Origin of the sequence: Escherichia sp. 93.1518 (genome assembly GCF_013368915.2) — a bacterium.
GTDB classification, from domain to species: domain Bacteria; phylum Pseudomonadota; class Gammaproteobacteria; order Enterobacterales; family Enterobacteriaceae; genus Escherichia; species Escherichia ruysiae.
This window is the reverse complement of record NZ_JABWMT020000004.1, coordinates 15,193-34,134: the sequence shown is the minus strand read 5'-3', so window position 1 is coordinate 34,134 and position 18,942 is coordinate 15,193. Positions and strand designations below refer to the sequence as shown.

The following is an 18,942-nucleotide window of genomic DNA, read 5'->3' as shown; positions in this document are numbered from 1 at the left end:
TATTCGGCACTTAAGCCGTTAAATCACTTTTTCGCCAGTTCCTGGTTTAATGTCCAGAGTTCCAGGCGTTCTTCATTGCTTAAACCATGCGTGCGCTCGCGAGCAATTAACTCTTCCTGGCGCAGTTCAAGCAACGAATCAAACATATGGTTGAGTGAGTCGGTGAAGGTTTGCTCAGCAATATTCCTATCTGCTATATCGTCCCACATCGACAGTTTTTCAAGGGTGGCAGCATTATTTGTACCACGATAGTGCTCTAAAAGTTGCCCGGTGGTCAGACCTGGCTGAGAGAGACAAGTGTTGACCAGTTCTCTGAATAAGCCAAGTCCGGGGAGCTTATTTTCATCCAGATTCTCAAGCGGCGGGACTAACGTCGCTAATTCTGGATTTTGCACCAGCAACCCTATAAGTATACGCATGGTCGTGCGTTTTAGCTGCGGAACAGGACGAGAAACGCCGTTCTCTGCTGCTTTCGGCATTAATCGTTCAAGCTGGCTGTCATCAAGGATGCCTAACTTGTTGCCTAATTCCTGACGAAGATAGATGCGCAGCGTTTCTCCTGGCACCTGAGAAATCAGCGGCAGCGCCAGCGTACTTAAACGTGCGCGCCCGTCAGGAGTACTCAGATCAACCTGCGGCATCAGGCTGTTAAACAGAAACGCGGAGAGCGGCATTGCCTGCTCCATTCGCGCTTCAAACGCCTCTTTACCCTCTTTGCGCACCAGTGTGTCTGGGTCTTCGCCATCCGGTAAAAACATAAAGCGTAACTGACGGCCGTCTGTCATATAAGGCAGCGCAGTTTCCAGCGCCCGCCAGGCGGCATCGCGACCTGCACGGTCGCCGTCATAACAGCAAATGACATTGTTGGTCGCACGGAACAACAACTGAATGTGATCGGCAGTGGTTGACGTACCCAGCGATGCAACGGCGTAATTAATACCGTATTGCGCCAGCGCCACCACGTCCATATAGCCTTCGACCACCAACAGACGCTGGGGTTCAGCGTTATCCTGCTGCGCTTCATAAAGACCGTAAAGCTGGCGGCCTTTATGGAAAATATCGGTTTCCGGTGAGTTCAGGTATTTGGGGGTATCGTTGCCCAGCACGCGCCCGCCAAAACCAATCACCCGACCGCGTTTATCGCGAATAGGGAACATCACCCGCTCGCGGAAACGATCGTAACTGCGACCCTGATCGTTGGTGACCAACATGCCCGCATCAATCAATGACTGACGATTTTCTGGATTGCCGCCAAACCGTTTCAGGACGTTGTCCCAGCCGGGGGGCGCAAAACCAATCGCAAAGCGGGCGATGACCTCGTGGCTTAATCCGCGTTTTTCCAGATACTGGCGCGCAGATGTGGCAACAGGTTGTTGTAAAGATTGTTGGTAAAACGTATTCAGACCGTCCATCAACTGATAAAGCGTTTGCCGTTGATGGCGCTCTATCTGGCTGGGGCCGCTGCCTGCTTCAAATGGCACTTCAAGATTGTGCATTGCCGCCAGCTCTTCGACCGTTTCGACGAACTCGAGCTTGTCGTAGTTCATCAGGAAGTCGATCGCGTTGCCGTGCGCGCCACATCCAAAGCAGTGATAAAACTGTTTCTCACCGTTAACGGTGAATGACGGGGTTTTCTCGTTGTGGAAGGGACAACACGCGTGAAAATTCTTGCCCTGCTTTTTCAGCTTCACACGGGCATCGATCAGATCGACGATGTCAGTGCGCGCCAGCAGATCATTAATGAATACGCGTGGGATTCGTCCAGCCATAGGCCCCGATTTTTAGCAATTCATAAACGAAAATAAGCCGCGCATTCCTTTCGGAAGCACGGCCTTACAACTACAACTCGGTCTGATCGGAGAGCAACGCTCTCAGGGAATTAGTACAGACGAGTGCGGCGTGCGTTTTCGCGAGCCAGTTTCTTCGCGTGACGTTTCACTGCAGAAGCTTTAGCGCGCTTACGTTCGGTAGTCGGTTTTTCATAGAACTCACGACGACGAACTTCCGCCAGAACACCTGCTTTTTCGCAGGAACGCTTGAAGCGACGCAGAGCTACGTCGAACGGCTCGTTTTCACGTACTTTAATTACCGGCATGTGCCTCTCACCTTTGATTAATTCGGTTTGCCGCTGGCATCAACGCCAGCTTATTTCAAAATGGTGCGGAATTTTACTGCAATTGCTGCTGCTTTGTAAAGCACCGCGACCTCTTTTGAAAGGGACTTTTATAAGGGTGAGGAGTATACACGAGGCTTTCTCCAGGGGCGAACAAAGTTTTACATCAACCCGCATTGGTCCTACACTGCGCGGTAATAAAGCGAGGTAAAACAAGTCATGCGTGTACTGGGTATTGAAACTTCCTGCGATGAAACCGGCATCGCCATTTACGACGATGAAAAAGGTTTGTTAGCCAACCAATTGTATAGTCAGGTGAAATTACACGCTGACTACGGCGGCGTGGTGCCTGAACTGGCCTCCCGCGATCACGTGCGTAAAACCGTACCGCTGATCCAGGCGGCGCTGAAAGAGTCTGGTTTGACGGCAAAAGATATTGATGCCGTGGCCTATACCGCAGGCCCTGGATTAGTCGGCGCGCTGCTGGTTGGTGCGACCGTGGGACGTTCTCTGGCATTTGCCTGGAACGTTCCGGCGATCCCGGTGCACCATATGGAAGGGCATCTGTTAGCACCGATGCTGGAAGATAACCCGCCGGAATTTCCGTTTGTCGCATTGCTGGTTTCTGGCGGTCATACGCAGTTAATCAGTGTTACCGGCATTGGTCAGTATGAGCTGCTCGGCGAGTCCATTGATGATGCCGCTGGTGAAGCGTTTGATAAAACCGCGAAGCTGCTGGGGCTGGATTATCCAGGCGGGCCGCTGTTGTCGAAAATGGCAGCGCAGGGTACAGCCGGGCGCTTTGTCTTCCCGCGCCCGATGACCGACCGTCCGGGGCTGGATTTCAGCTTCTCTGGCCTGAAAACCTTCGCCGCGAACACGATTCGTGACAACGGCACCGACGACCAGACGCGTGCCGATATTGCCCGCGCCTTTGAAGATGCGGTGGTCGATACGCTGATGATTAAATGTAAGCGTGCGCTGGATCAGACCGGATTCAAGCGGCTGGTCATGGCAGGTGGCGTGAGTGCTAACCGCACGCTGCGGGCGAAACTTGCGGAAATGATGAAAAAGCGTCGCGGCGAAGTGTTCTACGCGCGCCCGGAATTTTGTACCGATAACGGTGCGATGATCGCCTATGCCGGAATGGTGCGGTTTAAAGCAGGCGCGACGGCGGATCTCGGCGTTAGCGTGCGTCCGCGCTGGCCGCTGGCAGAGTTACCGGCTGCGTAAAACTCTCAGGTGCCGGAGAGCAATTTCCGGCACCGCCCTCACTTAAAGCAAAACCACGGGCATCCACAGTAAGCCGGTAATCACCAGCAACACGAGGAATATCAGCCCAAAAATCGCCCCCAGTCGCCAGTAATCCACCGTTGGCAGATAACCACTGCCGTAGTAAATTGGACTGGGCCCGGTGGCGTATGGCGTAAGAATGCTCCCCAGACCAATTGCCGCGCCAACCATCAGGCAGAACACCGGCAGCGGGATTTCCGGCATCGCCAGCGCGGCGGCAATCATCATCGGCGCGAGAGCGGAGGTATACGCCGTGGCGCTGGCAAAGAAGTAGCGCAGCAGATAAAACACCACAATCAACGCTACCATCACCATCGTCGGCGAATAACCACTTAAGCTGCCTGCTAACAGTTTGCCAAACCAGCTAATAAAACCGGTGTTGTTGAGTCCGGTGGCGAGGGTTATTAGCGAGGCCAGCCAGAAGAAAACGTTCCACGCCGCTTTATTACTGACAATATCGTCCCAGCTGATAATGCGCAGAAGTAGCATCAGTGCCACCACGCTGTAACCGACCATCGCAGCATCGATATAATCACCGCCGAAAATCCACAGCACCAGCGCGCCCACCATCAGCGCCAGCATCCGTTTTTCACGCGAACAGAGTGGCCCCATCTCTTGTAGTTCCGTCTCTGCCCAGCGCGGCACCTGATCGCCAGACTTCAGCACCGGTGGATACAGCACATAAGCCAGCCAGGGAACCAGCAGAACCAGTAAGATACTGAGCGGCAACATACCGAGGAACCAGTCGCCCCAACTCAGCGTGGCGTGAGATGCGCTTTTCATCAGTCCAATTAACAGCAGGTTAGGTGCCATCGCCGTCAGGAAAATGGCGCTTGTCACGCAGTCGGCAACAATCCCCATCCACATGATGTATGAGCCAATGCTGCGCGAACTGCTGTCGTTCGGCTGTGATTGATAGAGCGGCGGCAGGTTACGGATGATGGGATAGATAATCCCCGCACCGCGCGCTGAGTTGGACGGTGTTACAGGTGCCAGGATCAGCTCGGAGAACATCACCGCATAGCCGAGAAACAGTGTGCGATGCCCCATCTTTTTCACCAGAATCAGCGCGATACGGCGTCCAAGACCGGTTTTTTCATAGCCAGTGCCAAACATAAAGGCGGCGAAAATCAGCCAGATAACCGAATTAGAAAAACCGGAAACCGCCCAGGAGAGGGATTTTGCGGTGAATTTAAAGCCTGGCTGGGCGAGCTGCTCGGGGCTAAACAGCAGCCAGGGCGAGAGAATGGCGATGATGGAGATACCCACCATCGCCACCACGGCACCCGGCACGGGTTCGAGGATCAGCCCAACGATCACGCCGGTAAAAACCGCAAAGTAGAGCCAGGTATGACTCTCCAGCCCTGCGGGAACCGGAAGTAGAGCAATAATGGCGATGACCGCCAGCGGTGCGAGATATCGCCACCATTCAGTGGAAGGTTTCATCGTGTTATGCCTGCGAAGAAGGAGAGGGGGTGAGCCTCTCCGGGAGGGTTATTTGATGTAGTGGACGTGCTCGCAAATCTCTTCCACGATGGGATCGCGGCGTTCGGCGAACAGCTTTTTGTTTTCGGCTATCAGGTTGTTGCCGTGGGTATCAATAGAGACAATCAGCGGACCGAACTCTTTGACCCGGCAGACCCACAGCGACTCCGGCATTCCGAGTTCTGTCCAGTGCACCTCTTCAATCTCTTCCACCTGGGTCGCCGCCAGTACCGCGCAGCCTGCCGGAAAAATTACATGCAGCGCCTTGAATTTCTGGCAACCTTCTTCGGTCAGCGGCCCCATTCCGCCTTTGCCGACCACCAGTTTCACGCCGGTCTGTTCAATAAATTCACGTTCAAAACTTTCCATACGCATACTGGTTGTCGGGCCGACGGAGACCATCTCCCATTTGTCGCCGTTTTTGCGCACGATGGGGCCTGCGTGGAAAATCGCTTTGCCGTTGAGATCGTAAGGGATCGGACGTTTCAGTTCGATCAAGCGGCGGTGACAAACGTCGCGGCAAGTCACCAGCGTACCGGTCAGGTAGATCACATCGCCGACGCGAATATCTTGCAGATCTTCAGCTTTGATCGGGGTTGTCAGGATCTTTTTCATAACGCGCTCCGGGTGTGAGACAGATTTTCAAAGGTGAGATCGGCATGAACCAGCAGCGTGCCGCGACGATGCGCCCAGCAGCCGGTAGAGACAGCGACGCCGATGGTAGAGGGATGGCGAGCGGCAGATTCGATATGCACGCCCATCACTGAACTGTTGCCAGTCAGCCCTTGTGGACCAATCCCCAGACGGTTGAGTCCTTCCTCCAGGCGTAGCTCCAGCTCTGCCGCTTTGGGATTGGGATGGCGGCTGCCAATTGGGCGCAAAATGGCTTTACGCGAGAGTACAGCGGCGGTTTCCACCGAGGTGGCGATGCCTACACCTACCAGCACCGGTGGACAGGCGTTTACGGCGAGGGTGGAGATATTTTCGAAGACGAATTTCACCACGCCTTCGTAGCCTTCCGATGGCATTAACACTTTCGAGCGGCCAGGTAGCGTGCAGCCGCCGCCAGCCATGTAAACTTCGATTTCCGCGTCGTCACCGTCGGGGACGATATCCCAGGTAACCCACGGTACGCCGCTACCGGTATTTTTGCCGGTGTTCACTTCGTCAAAAATTTCCACCGCGTTGTGGCGCAGTGGCGCTTTGACGGTCGCCTCTTCCACGGCTTGCTGAAGAATGCTTTGCAGCTCGCCAAGCAGCGGGAAACGGGAACCGACCTTAACAAAAAACATGATTTCGCCGGTGTCCTGACAGGCCGGGCGATTCAGGTCGATCGCTTTTTGCATGTTATCGAACATCGTGTGGTAGATGATTTTCCCCATCGACGACGTTTCGGCGTCCCGAAGCTGTTTTAGTTTATCCACCACGTCATCGGGCATCCGGGTAGAAATCATGGCGGTAAAGTTAGCGACAATATCCGTCAACTTATTTACTGCCTGTTGTTTATTACATTCGCTCATCATGGCAACTCCAGTTTTCTATTTGTCTGGAAAAATTCACCGCCACAAACTACCACTAAAAATAGGGTTTTATATTTCTTACCGCCGTGAATATGTAATTAACAGTTCGTGAATCAACACGAAAATAAGAATGAATATTGCGCCAGAGCAGGGAATGGCAATGTTTTGCGAAATACACTGAGCCAGTCAAAATTGCGGATAATTAACGATGCTGAATAGCTGGCCTTTAGCCAAAGACTTGCAGGTACTGGTAGAAATCGTCCATAGCGGCAGTTTTAGTGCCGCAGCGGCGACGCTTGGGCAGACGCCCGCATTTGTCACCAAACGAATCCAAATCCTTGAAAACACGCTGGCAACGACACTGCTTAACCGCTCCGCTCGCGGCGTGGCGCTGACTGAAAGTGGCCAACGTTGTTACGAACATGCGCTGGAAATCCTCACCCAATATCAGCGACTGGTCGATGACGTCACGCAAATCAAAACGCGCCCGGAGGGGATGATTCGTATTGGCTGTAGTTTTGGTTTTGGTCGCAGCCATATTGCGCCAGCTATTACCGAACTGATGCGCAATTATCCTGAGTTACAGGTGCATTTTGAATTGTTCGATCGGCAAATTGATTTAGTGCAGGATAATATTGACCTGGATATTCGTATTAATGATGAAATCCCTGATTATTATATCGCGCATCTTTTGACGAAAAATAAAAGAATATTATGCGCAGCACCTGAGTATCTGCAAAAATATCCCCAGCCACAATCCTTACAGGAATTAAGTCGTCATGACTGCCTGGTGACTAAAGAGCGCGATATGACCCACGGAATATGGGAGCTGGGGAACGGTCAGGAGAAAAAATCGGTGAAAGTCAGCGGGCACCTTTCCTCCAACAGCGGCGAGATAGTGCTGCAATGGGCGCTGGAAGGGAAAGGAATTATGCTGCGTTCCGAGTGGGATGTGCTGCCGTTTCTGGAGAGTGGCAAACTGGTGAGAGTATTGCCGGAATATGCACAAAGCGCCAATATCTGGGCTGTCTATCGGGAGCCACTCTATCGCAGTATGAAGTTGCGCGTCTGCGTAGAGTTTCTGGCGGCATGGTGCCAGCAACGACTGGGCAAGCCCGATGAAGGCTATCAGGTTTTATAAACCTGACAGAAATCACTGCGGATCTTTTTCTCGCTTTCTTTTAAATTTCGTCCAGATTTTTGTTTCCTGGCGACGCCACAGACGCTGGATGTTGTCATGATGACGCAGCAGGATGAGGCAAGAGAGCATAGAAACCGGGAAGGTAAATTGTGGCTTAAACCACCAGACGTAAAACGGAGCAATCAGTGCGCTGACAATCGCTCCCAGCGACGAGTATCCGCTCAATAGCACGGTCAGTAACCAGGTTCCCGCCATTACTCCGGTGAGATCCCAGCCAATTGGTGCGATGGCACCAAAAGCGGTAGCAACGCCTTTTCCTCCTTTAAATCCGAAGAAAACGGGCCAGATGTGTCCAAGACAGGCGGCGATGGCAATTAAGCCTAGCCAGAAGGGGCTGACACCTAATTCATACGCGCCCCAGACGGGCAACATTCCTTTCAGAACGTCGAAAATCAGTACTGCTACGGCTGCTCCCTTGCCACCGATACGTAACACATTGGTTGCGCCTGGATTGCCGGAGCCGCTGGTTCGCGGATCGGGCAGCCCACACAAGCGGCAAACCAGAATGGCACTGGAAATGGAGCCGCAGAGGTACGCGATGAGGATCATTCCAGGCGCGATTGCACTCATAAGCTGTTCCGTTTTGAAAATTCGTGTTCAACGATGAATCTGTGGATAATACGCACATTTCGCCGGAAGTGGTATCCGGTTAGCCAAAAAGCAGGCAGGACGTGATGGATATTGTATTTATAGAGCAACTTTCGGTAATCACCACTATTGGTGTTTACGACTGGGAACAGACCATCGAACAGAAGTTAGTGTTCGATATCGAAATGGCGTGGGATAACCGTAAAGCGGCGAAAAGCGATGATGTGGCGGATTGTCTCAGCTACGCTGACATTGCAGAAACGGTGGTCAGCCACGTCGAGGGCGCGCGTTTTGCGCTGGTGGAACGCGTGGCGGAAGAGGTGGCGGAACTGCTGTTAGCACGCTTTAACTCGCCGTGGGTGCGTATCAAACTCAGCAAACCAGGCGCAGTGGCGCGTGCAGCGAATGTTGGCGTCATCATTGAGCGTGGCAATAATCTGAAAGAAAATAATTAATTTTACAGCTGTTAAACCAAACGGTTATAACCTGGTCATACTGCAGTAGTTCGGACAAGCGGTACATTTTTATAATTTAGGGGTTTATTGATGAGCGATATGCACTCGCTGCTGATAGCGGCAATATTGGGTGTGGTCGAAGGATTGACAGAATTTCTGCCGGTATCCAGCACGGGCCATATGATTATTGTCGGTCATTTGTTGGGGTTTGAGGGCGACACGGCGAAAACCTTTGAAGTCGTGATCCAGTTAGGATCAATTCTGGCGGTAGTAGTGATGTTCTGGCGGCGTCTGTTTGGCCTGATTGGCATCCACTTTGGCCGCCCGTTGCAGCACGAAGGAGAAAGCAAAGGTCGTTTAACGCTGATCCACATTTTGCTGGGGATGATCCCGGCGGTGGTGTTGGGACTTTTATTCCACGATACGATTAAGTCGTTGTTTAACCCGATAAATGTGATGTATGCGCTGGTCGTCGGCGGTCTGTTGCTGATTGCCGCCGAATGCCTGAAGCCGAAAGAGCCGCGTGCGCCGGGTCTGGATGATATGACCTATCGTCAGGCGTTTATGATTGGCTGTTTCCAGTGTCTGGCGCTGTGGCCGGGTTTCTCCCGCTCTGGGGCAACTATTTCCGGCGGGATGCTGATGGGCGTGAGCCGCTACGCCGCTTCTGAGTTCTCGTTCCTGCTGGCGGTGCCGATGATGATGGGCGCAACGGCGCTCGATCTCTACAAAAGCTGGGGCTTCCTGACAACCGGCGATATCCCGATGTTTGCCGTTGGGTTTATCACCGCCTTCGTAGTGGCGCTGATTGCGATTAAAACCTTCCTGCAATTGATTAAGCGCATTTCGTTTATCCCGTTCGCCATTTATCGCTTTATTGTGGCGGCTGCGGTGTACGTTGTGTTCTTTTGATTCGGAGCAGGCCCGGTTTTCTCCCTCGCCCTTTTAGGGAGAGGGCCGGGGTGAGGGTAATTGTTCGCTCTGGTACTGGCCTGTTCCCCTCACCCTAACCCTCTCCCAGAGGGGCGAGGGGACAGTTCGCACTAATTTTTAGTTATATATCCAACACTTACTCAGGTTTTGGGCAACGTTGTTCCTTCCAGCTGGCTACCGCCGCAATCCGGCGTCGGGTCAACTCTTCGCGAATCTCCACGCCTTTAAATCCCGCTTCAACGACCGCTTTTGTCGGTACTGACTGCGCCACTTCCCAGGCTTCGCGCAACCAGCGCCCTTGTGGGTAATCAGCCGCTTCAAAGCCGGTTCTGCCGCGCACGTCGGCCTCGCTGGTCAGCGCCAGTTGCTCGACACGCTGCGGTTTACGCCAGGCATCGATGGAATCAAACAATTTGACGATGGTTTTTGGGTTCAGCATTGGGAAGGTGTGGATGAGATCGTGAAACTCAGCCACCAGTTTGGCTAAATCGCGAATTTCATTTGGCACGCGCAGACGCTGGCATAGTTGTTCCACTAACTTAACACCCGCCGGGCCATGACCATGATGACGCGGCCAGAGTTCTGGCGGCGTCAGTCCTTTACCGAGATCGTGGCATAAAGTTGCGAAACGGACATCGACCTGCGGACTCAGCATCGCCGCCATTGAGAGCGTCATTAAGGTATGAATACCCGTGTCGATTTCCGGATGCCACTTGGCAGGGGCCGGAACGCCAAACAGTGCGTCAATTTCCGGGAATAAAACGCGAAGTGCGCCGCAATCGCGCAGTACCTGGAAGAACACCTGTGGATTGCGGGTGGTGAGGGCGCTTTCCGTCTCTTTCCATACCCGTTCAGGCGTCAGGTGTTCCAGTTCACCCGCATGGGTCATCTCGCGCATCAGCGTCAGAGTTTCATCGGCAATACGAAAACCGAGGTGGGCATAACGCGCAGCAAAACGCGCCACGCGCAGAACGCGTAACGGATCTTCGCCAAACGCGGGGGAAACATGGCGCAACAGACGATTTTGCAGATCGCTCAGGCCGTTGTACGGGTCGATAATCTTGCCGTTATCATCCTGAGCCAGTGCATTGATGGTCAGATCGCGACGCTTAAGATCATCTTCCAGTGTGACATCTGGCGCGGCATAGCAGGTAAAACCGGTATAACCGGAGCCGGATTTCCGTTCGGTACGTGCCAGCGCATACTCTTCATGGGTTTGCGGATGCAGAAAAACAGGAAAATCGCGGCCTACCTGCTGGTAGCCCGCGTCGAGCATCTCCTGTGGCGTACTGCCGACCACCACCCAATCTCTGTCTTTGACCGGTAGCCCTAACAATGCATCCCGAACCGCACCACCGACCAGATAAATCTTCACGCCATCTTCCCTTCGTCAAATACACAATTCCTAATAATAAGACAGTGCAACGAAGAAGGCGATTTAGTTCATCCAGCGATCTTTACGTTTGCGCGTTGGGATCAGGTGTGGCAATACCAGACCGAGCAGCAAGCCAAGTCCCAGCACACCGCCGCCATACATAAACCACTGCATGATGATGGTGCGCTGTTTGTCATCCAGCTGAACGCTGGCGGCATCGACTTTTTTCTGCGCGACAATCAGTTCGTTTTTCAGCTTCTGATTTTCTTCTTTTAACCCGTTGATCACACTGTCGCTCTGCGCCACTTTTTGCTGCATTTCTGCGGTGCGCTGATTCCAGGTGTTATCGATATTGGTGAGCTTATCGGTCAGGGTTCTGACCTGATTTTCCAGATCTGGCACGCGGGAGCGCAGGCTTGGCTCAGTGCTCAGTTGTTTCAACGGGATCCAGGCGGTACGGCCGGAGCTGTCTTTCACCTGGGCATAATTGGTGTTGGCGTCAGTTTGTAATAATGTCACTTCTTCACCGGCGTTCACGGTGCCCACGAGGCGATAATGATCTCCCGGACCACTGCGAACCCAGGTGTTCAGTTCGTCAGAAACATAGCGTTTTTCTTCCGCGTGAGAGACGGCAGTGGCGCTAAGCGCGAGTAAAGTTAGTGCGATCAGGCGTAATTTTGGCATCAGGCTGTCGTTATTGTCATGGAAAGTGGAACGATAGTAGTGGCATCAGTGTTGCTGCGCAAAGCATTCGGTATCAATCGGAATCCTCTGTGTCAGCTTTTGCCACTGTCTCAAACTTTTACGCCCGTCAAAATGCTCGTTGCATGGCAATTTGGCGCAAAATACTATCTACTGACAAAAAAGATCGCATTTAGTTCGCCGTTCATCGTCACTTATGTGACATAACCGATAAGTAAAGGCCATGGCTCAGGAAATCGAATTAAAGTTTATTGTTAATCACAGTGCCGTTGAGGCGTTGCGTGACCATCTCAATACGCTGGGCGGCGAGCACCATGACTCCGTGCAGTTGCTGAATATTTACTACGAAACGCCGGATAACTGGCTGCGTGGGCACGACATGGGGCTGCGTATTCGTGGCGAAAACGGTCGCTATGAGATGACCATGAAAGTTGCCGGACGGGTAACGGGCGGATTGCACCAGCGCCCGGAATATAACGTGGTGTTGAGTGAACCGACGCTCGACCTGGCGCTGTTACCGACGGAAGTCTGGCCAAACGGTGAGTTACCTGCCGATCTCGCGTCCCGCGTGCAGCCGCTGTTCAGCACCGATTTTTATCGCGAAAAATGGCTGGTGGAGGTCGATGGCAGCCAGATTGAAATCGCTCTCGATCAGGGCGAGGTGAAAGCGGGTGAATTTGCTGAACCTATCTGTGAGCTGGAACTGGAGCTGCTTAGCGGTGAAACACGCGCGGTGCTGAAACTGGCGAACCAACTGGTATCGCAAACCGGATTACGCCAGGGCAGCCTGAGTAAAGCGGCGCGTGGCTATCATCTGGCGCAGGGCAATCCCGCGCGTGAAATCAAACCCACCACCATTTTGCATGTTGCAGCAAAAGCCGATGTGGAACAGGGGCTGGAAGCGGCGCTGGAGCTGGCGTTAGCGCAATGGCAATATCATGAAGAGCTGTGGGTGCGCGGCAACGATGCGGCGAAAGAGCAGGTGCTGGCAGCCATCGGCCTTGTTCGCCATACGCTGATGCTGTTCGGTGGTATTGTGCCAAGGAAAGCGAGCACTCACTTACGTGACCTGCTGACCCAATGCGAGGCGACCATTGCTTCTGCGGTTTCTGCCGTGACGGCGGTCTACTCTACCGAAACGGCAATGGCGAAGCTGGCGTTGACCGAATGGCTGGTAAGCAAAGCCTGGCAGCCGTTTTTAGATGCCAAAGCGCAGGGCAAAATGAGCGATTCCTTTAAACGCTTTGCCGATATCCATCTTTCCCGCCATGCTGCTGAACTGAAAAGCGTTTTTTGCCAACCGTTGGGCGATCGCTACCGTGACCAGTTACCACGTCTGACGCGTGATATTGACTCAATGCTGTTGCTGGCGGGTTACTACGATCCTCTCGTTGCGCAAGCCTGGCTGGAGAACTGGCAGGGACTGCGTCACGCCATTGCGACCGGGCAACGCATTGAAATTGAACATTTCCGTAATGAGGCAAACAATCAGGAACCGTTCTGGTTGCACAGCGGAAAACGTTAATCAGGCAAGGATAAAATCGCTTATGAAGCCGCTCTCTTCACCGTTACAGCAGTACTGGCAGACCGTTGTTGAGCGGCTGCCAGCGCCTTTAGCCGAGGAATCACTTAGCACACAGGCGAAGTCAGTACTTACTTTTAGTGATTTTGTGCAGGACAGCGTAATTGCGCATCCAGAGTGGCTAACGGAACTGGAAAGCCAGCCGCCGCAGGCCGACGAATGGCAGCATTACGCTGCATGGTTGCAGAAGGCGCTCAGTGATGTAAGCGATGAAGTCAGTTTAATGCGCGAGCTGCGTCTGTTCCGGCGGCGCATTATGGTGCGCATCGCCTGGGCGCAAACTCTGGCACTGGTTACTGAAGAGAGCATTTTGCAGCAGCTCAGCCATCTGGCGGAGACGCTGATTGTCGCGGCGCGCGACTGGCTGCATGAAGCCTGCTGTCGCGAGTGGGGAACGCCGTGCAATACGCAGGGCGAAGCGCAACCGTTGCTGATTTTAGGCATGGGCAAGCTGGGTGGCGGGGAACTGAATTTCTCCTCAGATATCGATCTTATTTTTGCCTGGCCGGAACATGGCTGTACGCAGGGCGGACGCCGCGAACTGGATAACGCTCAGTTCTTTACCCGCATGGGCCAGCGGCTGATTAAAGTGCTGGATCAGCCGACGCAGGATGGCTTTGTCTATCGCGTGGATATGCGTCTGCGTCCGTTTGGCGAAAGTGGCCCGCTGGTGTTGAGCTTTGCGGCGCTGGAGGATTATTACCAGGAGCAGGGGCGCGACTGGGAGCGTTACGCGATGGTCAAGGCGCGGATTATGGGCGATAGCGATGGCGTCTATGCTAACGAATTGCGTTCAATGCTGCGCCCGTTTGTTTTCCGCCGTTACATCGATTTCAGCGTGATTCAGTCGCTGCGCAACATGAAAGGGATGATTGCCCGTGAAGTGCGTCGACGCGGTTTGACCGACAACATCAAACTTGGCGCGGGCGGTATTCGCGAAATTGAATTTATCGTCCAGGTGTTCCAGCTCATTCGCGGCGGACGTGAACCGTCGCTGCAATCGCGCTCTTTACTGCCGACACTCAGCGCCATTGCCGCGCTGCATCTGCTTTCTGAAAATGATGCCGAACAATTGCGAGTGGCATATCTGTTCCTGCGGCGTCTGGAAAACCTGCTGCAAAGCATTAACGACGAACAAACCCAGACGCTTCCCGCCGATGAGCTTAACCGTGCGCGGCTGGCGTGGGCAATGGATTTCGCTGACTGGCCGCAACTGACCGGGGCACTGACCGGACATATGACAAATGTGCGTCGGGTGTTTAATGAACTGATTGGCGACGACGAAAGCGAAACTCAGGAAGAGTCGCTGTCGGAACAGTGGCGTGAGTTGTGGCAGGATGCGTTGCAGGAAGATGACACTACGCTGGTACTGGCGCATCTTAGCGAAGATGATCGCAAACAGGTGCTGACGCTGATTGCCGATTTCCGCAAAGAGTTGGATAAACGCACCATTGGGCCTCGCGGGCGTCAGGTGCTCGACCATCTGATGCCGCATCTGCTAAGTGATGTCTGTGCGCGTGAAGACGCTGCTGTCACGCTGTCGCGCATTACCGCCTTGTTGGTGGGGATTGTTACTCGCACTACTTATCTTGAGCTGCTTAGTGAATTTCCGGCGGCACTTAAGCATTTGATTTCTCTGTGTGCTGCATCGCCGATGATTGCCAGCCAGCTGGCGCGTTATCCATTATTGCTGGATGAACTGCTCGATCCAAATACCCTCTACCAACCGACGGCGACCGATGCCTACCGTGATGAGTTGCGCCAGTATTTGCTGCGCGTGCCGGAAGATGACGAAGAACAACAGCTTGAGGCGCTGCGTCAGTTCAAACAGGCGCAACTGTTACGCATCGCGGCGGCGGATATTGCTGGCACGTTGCCAGTAATGAAAGTGAGCGATCACTTAACCTGGCTGGCGGAAGCCATGATAGATGCCGTCGTTCAGCAGGCGTGGGTTCAAATGGTCGCCCGCTACGGTAAACCGAATCACTTAAACGAACGCGAAGGCCGTGGTTTTGCGGTGGTCGGCTACGGTAAGCTGGGCGGCTGGGAGTTAGGTTACAGTTCCGATCTTGACCTTATCTTCCTCCATGATTGCCCGATGGATGTGATGACTGACGGCGAGCGGGAAATCGACGGGCGGCAATTTTATCTGCGTCTGGCGCAACGCATTATGCATCTGTTCAGTACGCGTACTTCTTCCGGCATTTTGTATGAAGTGGATGCGCGGCTGCGTCCGTCCGGGGCGGCGGGAATGTTGGTGACATCCGCAGAAGCGTTTGCCGATTATCAGAAAAACGAGGCCTGGACGTGGGAGCATCAGGCACTGGTGCGTGCGCGGGTAGTGTATGGCGATCCACAGCTCACTGCGCACTTTGACGCGGTGCGTCGGGAAATTATGATGCTGCCGCGTGAAAGTAAAACTCTGCAAACGGAAGTACGGGAAATGCGTGAGAAAATGCGCGCTCATCTCGGCAATAAACATCGCGATCGCTTTGATATCAAAGCCGATGAAGGCGGAATTACCGATATCGAATTTATTACTCAATATCTGGTGTTGCGCTACGCTCATGAAAAACCGAAGTTAACGCGCTGGTCAGACAACGTACGCATTCTGGAACTGCTGGCGCAAAACGACATTATGGAAGAGCAGGAAGCGATGGCGCTGACCCGTGCTTACACTACGCTGCGCGATGAACTTCATCATCTGGCGTTACAGGAATTACCGGGTCATGTGCCGGAGAAGTGCTTCACCGCAGAGCGTGAACTGGTGCGGGCAAGCTGGCAGAAGTGGCTGGTGGAGGAATGAAGTGTGATATTATCGCGCGCAAATTTTGAATCTCTCAGGAGACAGGAATGAAAGTAACGCTGCCAGAGTTTGAACGTGCAGGAGTGATGGTGGTTGGTGATGTGATGCTGGATCGTTACTGGTACGGTCCCACCAGCCGTATCTCGCCGGAAGCGCCGGTGCCCGTGGTTAAAGTCAATACCATTGAAGAACGTCCGGGCGGCGCAGCCAACGTGGCGATGAACATCGCTTCTCTTGGTGCTAACGCTCGCCTGGTCGGGCTGACCGGTATTGATGATGCGGCGCGTGCGCTGAGTAAATCACTGGCGGACGTCAACGTAAAATGCGACTTCGTTTCTGTGCCAACGCATCCGACCATCACCAAACTGCGGGTGCTTTCCCGCAACCAACAGCTGATCCGTCTGGATTTCGAAGAAGGTTTTGAAGGTGTTGATCCGCAGCCGCTGCATGAGCGGATTAATCAGGCGCTGAGTTCGATTGGCGCGTTGGTGCTTTCTGACTACGCGAAAGGTGCGCTGGCAAGCGTACAGCAGATGATCCAACTGGCGCGTAAGGCGGGCGTTCCGGTGCTGATTGATCCAAAAGGCACCGATTTTGAACGTTACCGTGGCGCTACGCTGTTGACGCCGAATCTGTCAGAATTTGAAGCTGTTGTCGGTAAATGTAAGACCGAAGAAGAGATTGTTGAGCGCGGCATGAAACTGATTGCCGATTACGAACTCTCGGCTCTGTTGGTGACCCGCTCCGAACAAGGCATGACCCTGCTGCAACCGGGTAAAGCGCCGCTGCATATGCCAACTCAGGCGCAGGAAGTGTATGACGTTACCGGTGCGGGCGACACGGTAATTGGCGTACTGGCGGCAACGCTGGCGGCGGGTAATTCTCTGGAAGAAGCCTGCTTCTTTGCCAATGCGGCGGCTGGCGTAGTGGTCGGCAAACTGGGAACCTCCACGGTTTCTCCCATTGAGCTGGAAAACGCGGTGCGTGGACGTGCGGACACCGGCTTTGGTGTGATGACCGAAGAGGAGCTGAAGCTGGCTGTAGCGGCGGCGCGTAAACGCGGCGAAAAAGTGGTGATGACCAACGGTGTCTTCGACATCCTACATGCCGGGCACGTATCCTATCTGGCAAACGCCCGCAAACTGGGTGACCGCTTGATTGTCGCAGTGAACAGCGATGCTTCCACCAAACGCCTGAAAGGGGATTCTCGTCCGGTTAACCCGCTCGAACAGCGTATGATTGTGCTGGGCGCACTGGAAGCTGTCGACTGGGTGGTGTCGTTTGAAGAAGACACGCCGCAGCGCCTGATCGCCGGCATCTTGCCAGATCTGCTGGTGAAAGGCGGCGACTATAAACCGGAAGAGATCGCCGGGAGTGAAGAAGTCTGGGCCAACGGCGGTGGAGTGCTGGTGCTCAACTTTGAAGACGGTTGCTCGACGACCAACATCATCAAGAAGATCCAACAGGATAAAAAAGGCTAACCGGAAAGCGGTTCACAGATCTCGTTTCGTGCCAGGTAGACCTATTGACGCTGTTGTTTTTTCAACCTAAAGTAAAGGAACAAGGGTAAGGGAGGATTTCTCCCCCCTCTGATGAGTTGTTAGTAAGTCGGGAAACTTAACAGTAACAACACAACCAGTATGATGACGAACTTCATCATAACCCTTTCCTTCTATAAGGCCCCTTCCTCGGGAGGGGCTTTCCCGTTTCAGCCCCTTACTGACCCCCCGATTGTTGATGAGCGCCAGACCCCGCGCAATGCTTTCTCTGATGCAGTTTTACCTTCCCCGAGTCGACTCGCAAAACGCTGCAACAAGCTGATCAGTTGCAATTTTTAGGTAACCGACTCATTTAAACCGTCTTTCGCTCCCTTTTCCTGTTTCTGATACTAATGTCCATTTTCGCAGTAAAAGGACATTTAAGATGAACGCACGAAAGGCGGTACTGGCAGACAATCCGGAATTGATCCTGCGTGTGCTACAGCTCAGATTTGACGAATCACTGTCGTACCCGCGCATTTCTGCGCAGACAGGTGTCAGCAAAACCGCCATTTTTCTCTGGTGAGGCGATTTCACTAGGTATTCACTGACTGTCCCCTTTCCGGTGAATATTCCTGCAGGCAACTGGCCCGGGCTCTTTTCCCGGGGAGATACCCTTCAGCCCCGACAGTGACTCCGCCTGTGAAAGCAGAGAGAACCCGCCGGAACCAATTTTCACTGGAGTTTAAATGGAGACTTGTTCAGCAAACTCTTTTACCCGGTGCCTGTGTCGCACAAATAGCTCGTGAGAACGGAATCAACGATAACCTGCTCTTCAACTGGCGGCATCTCTGATGTAACGGCGGCCTGCAGCCGCCCGGCGAACATGAAACATCGCTGCTTCCCGTGACGTTAACTCCGGAGCCGGATAATAAAATCCCGGCACCAGTGCAGGTTGAGCAGATAAACACACCGACCGACAGTCTGTGCTGCGAGCTGGTTCTGCCAGCCGGAACCCTCAGGCTGAAAGGTGAACTGACGCCGGCGTTATTACAGACACGACCATAATGATTCACTGCTGTTCTTTTTGTAGCTTCTTATACAATTCCTGCCAAACATCAATATACGACTCGCACATCTTACCTAACGTGAACTTAGGTCGATTAAGACTATTGCGGAATATCTGCGCCTTCTGGTCTTCACGCAGTTGTTCTACATCAGACAGGTAAGCAATAATTCGTTTCTGTATTGCAGCAATTGTCGGTTCACAAGCGTATTCCGTATCCATACCTAATCCCGGCGTGGCAATCAGTGCGCAGTTCGACAACAATGCTTCCAGCCCACCAATACCGTAGCTTTCCTGCATACTCGGGAAAACTACGATATCGGTTTCCGCCAGTGCCCGTATCTT

Annotated in this window: 17 protein-coding genes and 1 pseudogene; 8 read left to right on the top strand and 10 right to left on the bottom strand. The window is 53.4% G+C overall.

Going from position 1 to position 18,942, the window contains the following annotated elements; translation table 11 throughout:
* Nucleotides 1-23: 23 nt before the first annotated feature.
* Together dnaG and rpsU are read right to left on the bottom strand one after the other, a co-directional pair.
* Nucleotides 24-1,769 carry a DNA primase gene (gene dnaG / locus HEN21_RS04000; RefSeq protein WP_000918842.1) on the bottom strand — a complete coding sequence of 582 codons (1,746 nt, stop codon included), beginning with the start codon at nt 1,767-1,769 and terminating at the stop codon, nt 24-26.
* A gap of 110 nt (nt 1,770-1,879) precedes the next feature.
* Nucleotides 1,880-2,095 carry a 30S ribosomal protein S21 gene (rpsU, locus tag HEN21_RS03995; protein ID WP_001144069.1) on the bottom strand — a complete coding sequence of 72 codons (216 nt, stop codon included), beginning with the start codon at nt 2,093-2,095 and terminating at the stop codon, nt 1,880-1,882.
* Nucleotides 2,096-2,332: 237 nt separating this feature from the next.
* Between rpsU and tsaD the strand changes: the two genes are divergently transcribed.
* Entirely contained in the window at nt 2,333-3,346 is a 1,014-nt protein-coding gene (gene tsaD, locus HEN21_RS03990) for a tRNA (adenosine(37)-N6)-threonylcarbamoyltransferase complex transferase subunit TsaD (protein ID WP_001264365.1), read from the top strand.
* 42 nt (nt 3,347-3,388) lie between these two features.
* On the opposite strand, the gene ttdT is transcribed toward tsaD, so the two are convergent.
* From ttdT to ttdA, 3 genes are read right to left on the bottom strand one after another with little or no spacing between them, the layout of a single operon-like run.
* Nucleotides 3,389-4,852 carry an L-tartrate/succinate antiporter gene (gene ttdT, locus HEN21_RS03985; protein WP_000804985.1) on the bottom strand — a complete coding sequence of 488 codons (1,464 nt, stop codon included), beginning with the start codon at nt 4,850-4,852 and terminating at the stop codon, nt 3,389-3,391.
* A 48-nt stretch (nt 4,853-4,900) separates the two neighbouring features.
* Nucleotides 4,901-5,506: a L(+)-tartrate dehydratase subunit beta gene (gene ttdB / locus HEN21_RS03980; RefSeq protein WP_000722957.1), complete on the bottom strand. Its 606-nt coding sequence runs from the start codon at nt 5,504-5,506 to the stop codon at nt 4,901-4,903.
* Nucleotides 5,503-6,414: a L(+)-tartrate dehydratase subunit alpha gene (gene ttdA, locus HEN21_RS03975; RefSeq protein ID WP_105286387.1), complete on the bottom strand. Its 912-nt coding sequence runs from the start codon at nt 6,412-6,414 to the stop codon at nt 5,503-5,505. Before ttdA ends, ttdB begins: the two co-directional genes overlap by 4 nt.
* A 205-nt stretch (nt 6,415-6,619) precedes the next feature.
* On the opposite strand from ttdA, the gene ttdR reads away from it, so the two are divergent.
* The gene (gene ttdR / locus HEN21_RS03970; RefSeq protein ID WP_000935208.1) at nt 6,620-7,552 is read left to right on the top strand and encodes an L-tartrate utilization transcriptional activator TtdR; all 933 of its coding nucleotides are present in this window, start codon (nt 6,620-6,622) and stop codon (nt 7,550-7,552) included.
* A 12-nt stretch (nt 7,553-7,564) separates the two neighbouring features.
* On the opposite strand, the gene plsY is transcribed toward ttdR, so the two are convergent.
* Nucleotides 7,565-8,182: a glycerol-3-phosphate 1-O-acyltransferase PlsY gene (gene plsY, locus HEN21_RS03965; RefSeq protein ID WP_174561420.1), complete on the bottom strand. Its 618-nt coding sequence runs from the start codon at nt 8,180-8,182 to the stop codon at nt 7,565-7,567.
* A gap of 104 nt (nt 8,183-8,286) precedes the next feature.
* Here plsY and folB point away from each other — a divergent pair, with 104 nt between their 5' ends.
* Both folB and bacA read left to right on the top strand, forming a co-directional pair.
* Nucleotides 8,287-8,655: a bifunctional dihydroneopterin aldolase/7,8-dihydroneopterin epimerase gene (folB, locus tag HEN21_RS03960; protein ID WP_001295541.1), complete on the top strand. Its 369-nt coding sequence runs from the start codon at nt 8,287-8,289 to the stop codon at nt 8,653-8,655.
* Between the two features lie 90 nt (nt 8,656-8,745).
* Nucleotides 8,746-9,567 (top strand): undecaprenyl-diphosphate phosphatase, encoded by an 822-nt coding sequence (gene bacA, locus HEN21_RS03955; RefSeq protein ID WP_001305111.1) that lies wholly within the window; start codon nt 8,746-8,748, stop codon nt 9,565-9,567.
* Nucleotides 9,568-9,724: 157 nt separating this feature from the next.
* On the opposite strand, the gene cca is transcribed toward bacA, so the two are convergent.
* Together cca and HEN21_RS03945 are read right to left on the bottom strand one after the other, a co-directional pair.
* The gene (gene cca / locus HEN21_RS03950) at nt 9,725-10,963 is read right to left on the bottom strand and encodes a fused tRNA nucleotidyltransferase/2',3'-cyclic phosphodiesterase/2' nucleotidase/phosphatase Cca (RefSeq protein ID WP_105285403.1); all 1,239 of its coding nucleotides are present in this window, start codon (nt 10,961-10,963) and stop codon (nt 9,725-9,727) included.
* A 63-nt stretch (nt 10,964-11,026) separates the two neighbouring features.
* The gene (locus HEN21_RS03945; RefSeq protein WP_001125317.1) at nt 11,027-11,647 is read right to left on the bottom strand and encodes a TIGR04211 family SH3 domain-containing protein; all 621 of its coding nucleotides are present in this window, start codon (nt 11,645-11,647) and stop codon (nt 11,027-11,029) included.
* A gap of 241 nt (nt 11,648-11,888) precedes the next feature.
* Here HEN21_RS03945 and ygiF point away from each other — a divergent pair, with 241 nt between their 5' ends.
* From ygiF to hldE, 3 genes are read left to right on the top strand one after another with little or no spacing between them, the layout of a single operon-like run.
* A complete protein-coding gene (gene ygiF, locus HEN21_RS03940) occupies nt 11,889-13,190 on the top strand; it encodes an inorganic triphosphatase (protein WP_176251847.1) in 1,302 nt (433 codons plus the stop codon).
* A 22-nt stretch (nt 13,191-13,212) separates the two neighbouring features.
* Nucleotides 13,213-16,053 carry a bifunctional [glutamate--ammonia ligase]-adenylyl-L-tyrosine phosphorylase/[glutamate--ammonia-ligase] adenylyltransferase gene (glnE, locus tag HEN21_RS03935; protein ID WP_176251848.1) on the top strand — a complete coding sequence of 947 codons (2,841 nt, stop codon included), beginning with the start codon at nt 13,213-13,215 and terminating at the stop codon, nt 16,051-16,053.
* Between the two features lie 47 nt (nt 16,054-16,100).
* Nucleotides 16,101-17,534 carry a bifunctional D-glycero-beta-D-manno-heptose-7-phosphate kinase/D-glycero-beta-D-manno-heptose 1-phosphate adenylyltransferase HldE gene (gene hldE, locus HEN21_RS03930; RefSeq protein ID WP_176251849.1) on the top strand — a complete coding sequence of 478 codons (1,434 nt, stop codon included), beginning with the start codon at nt 16,101-16,103 and terminating at the stop codon, nt 17,532-17,534.
* Between the two features lie 119 nt (nt 17,535-17,653).
* On the opposite strand, the gene ibsE is transcribed toward hldE, so the two are convergent.
* Nucleotides 17,654-17,713 carry a type I toxin-antitoxin system Ibs family toxin gene (gene ibsE, locus HEN21_RS03925; protein WP_001387082.1) on the bottom strand — a complete coding sequence of 20 codons (60 nt, stop codon included), beginning with the start codon at nt 17,711-17,713 and terminating at the stop codon, nt 17,654-17,656.
* 263 nt (nt 17,714-17,976) lie between these two features.
* On the opposite strand from ibsE, the pseudogene tnpA reads away from it, so the two are divergent.
* Nucleotides 17,977-18,599: pseudogene (tnpA, locus tag HEN21_RS03920) on the top strand (IS66-like element accessory protein TnpA).
* 4 nt (nt 18,600-18,603) lie between these two features.
* Here the strand turns inward: tnpA and HEN21_RS03915 are convergent.
* Nucleotides 18,604-18,897, bottom strand: coding sequence for a glycosyltransferase (locus HEN21_RS03915; protein ID WP_176251850.1), 294 nt, complete (start codon nt 18,895-18,897; stop codon nt 18,604-18,606).
* Nucleotides 18,898-18,942: the final 45 nt, after the last annotated feature.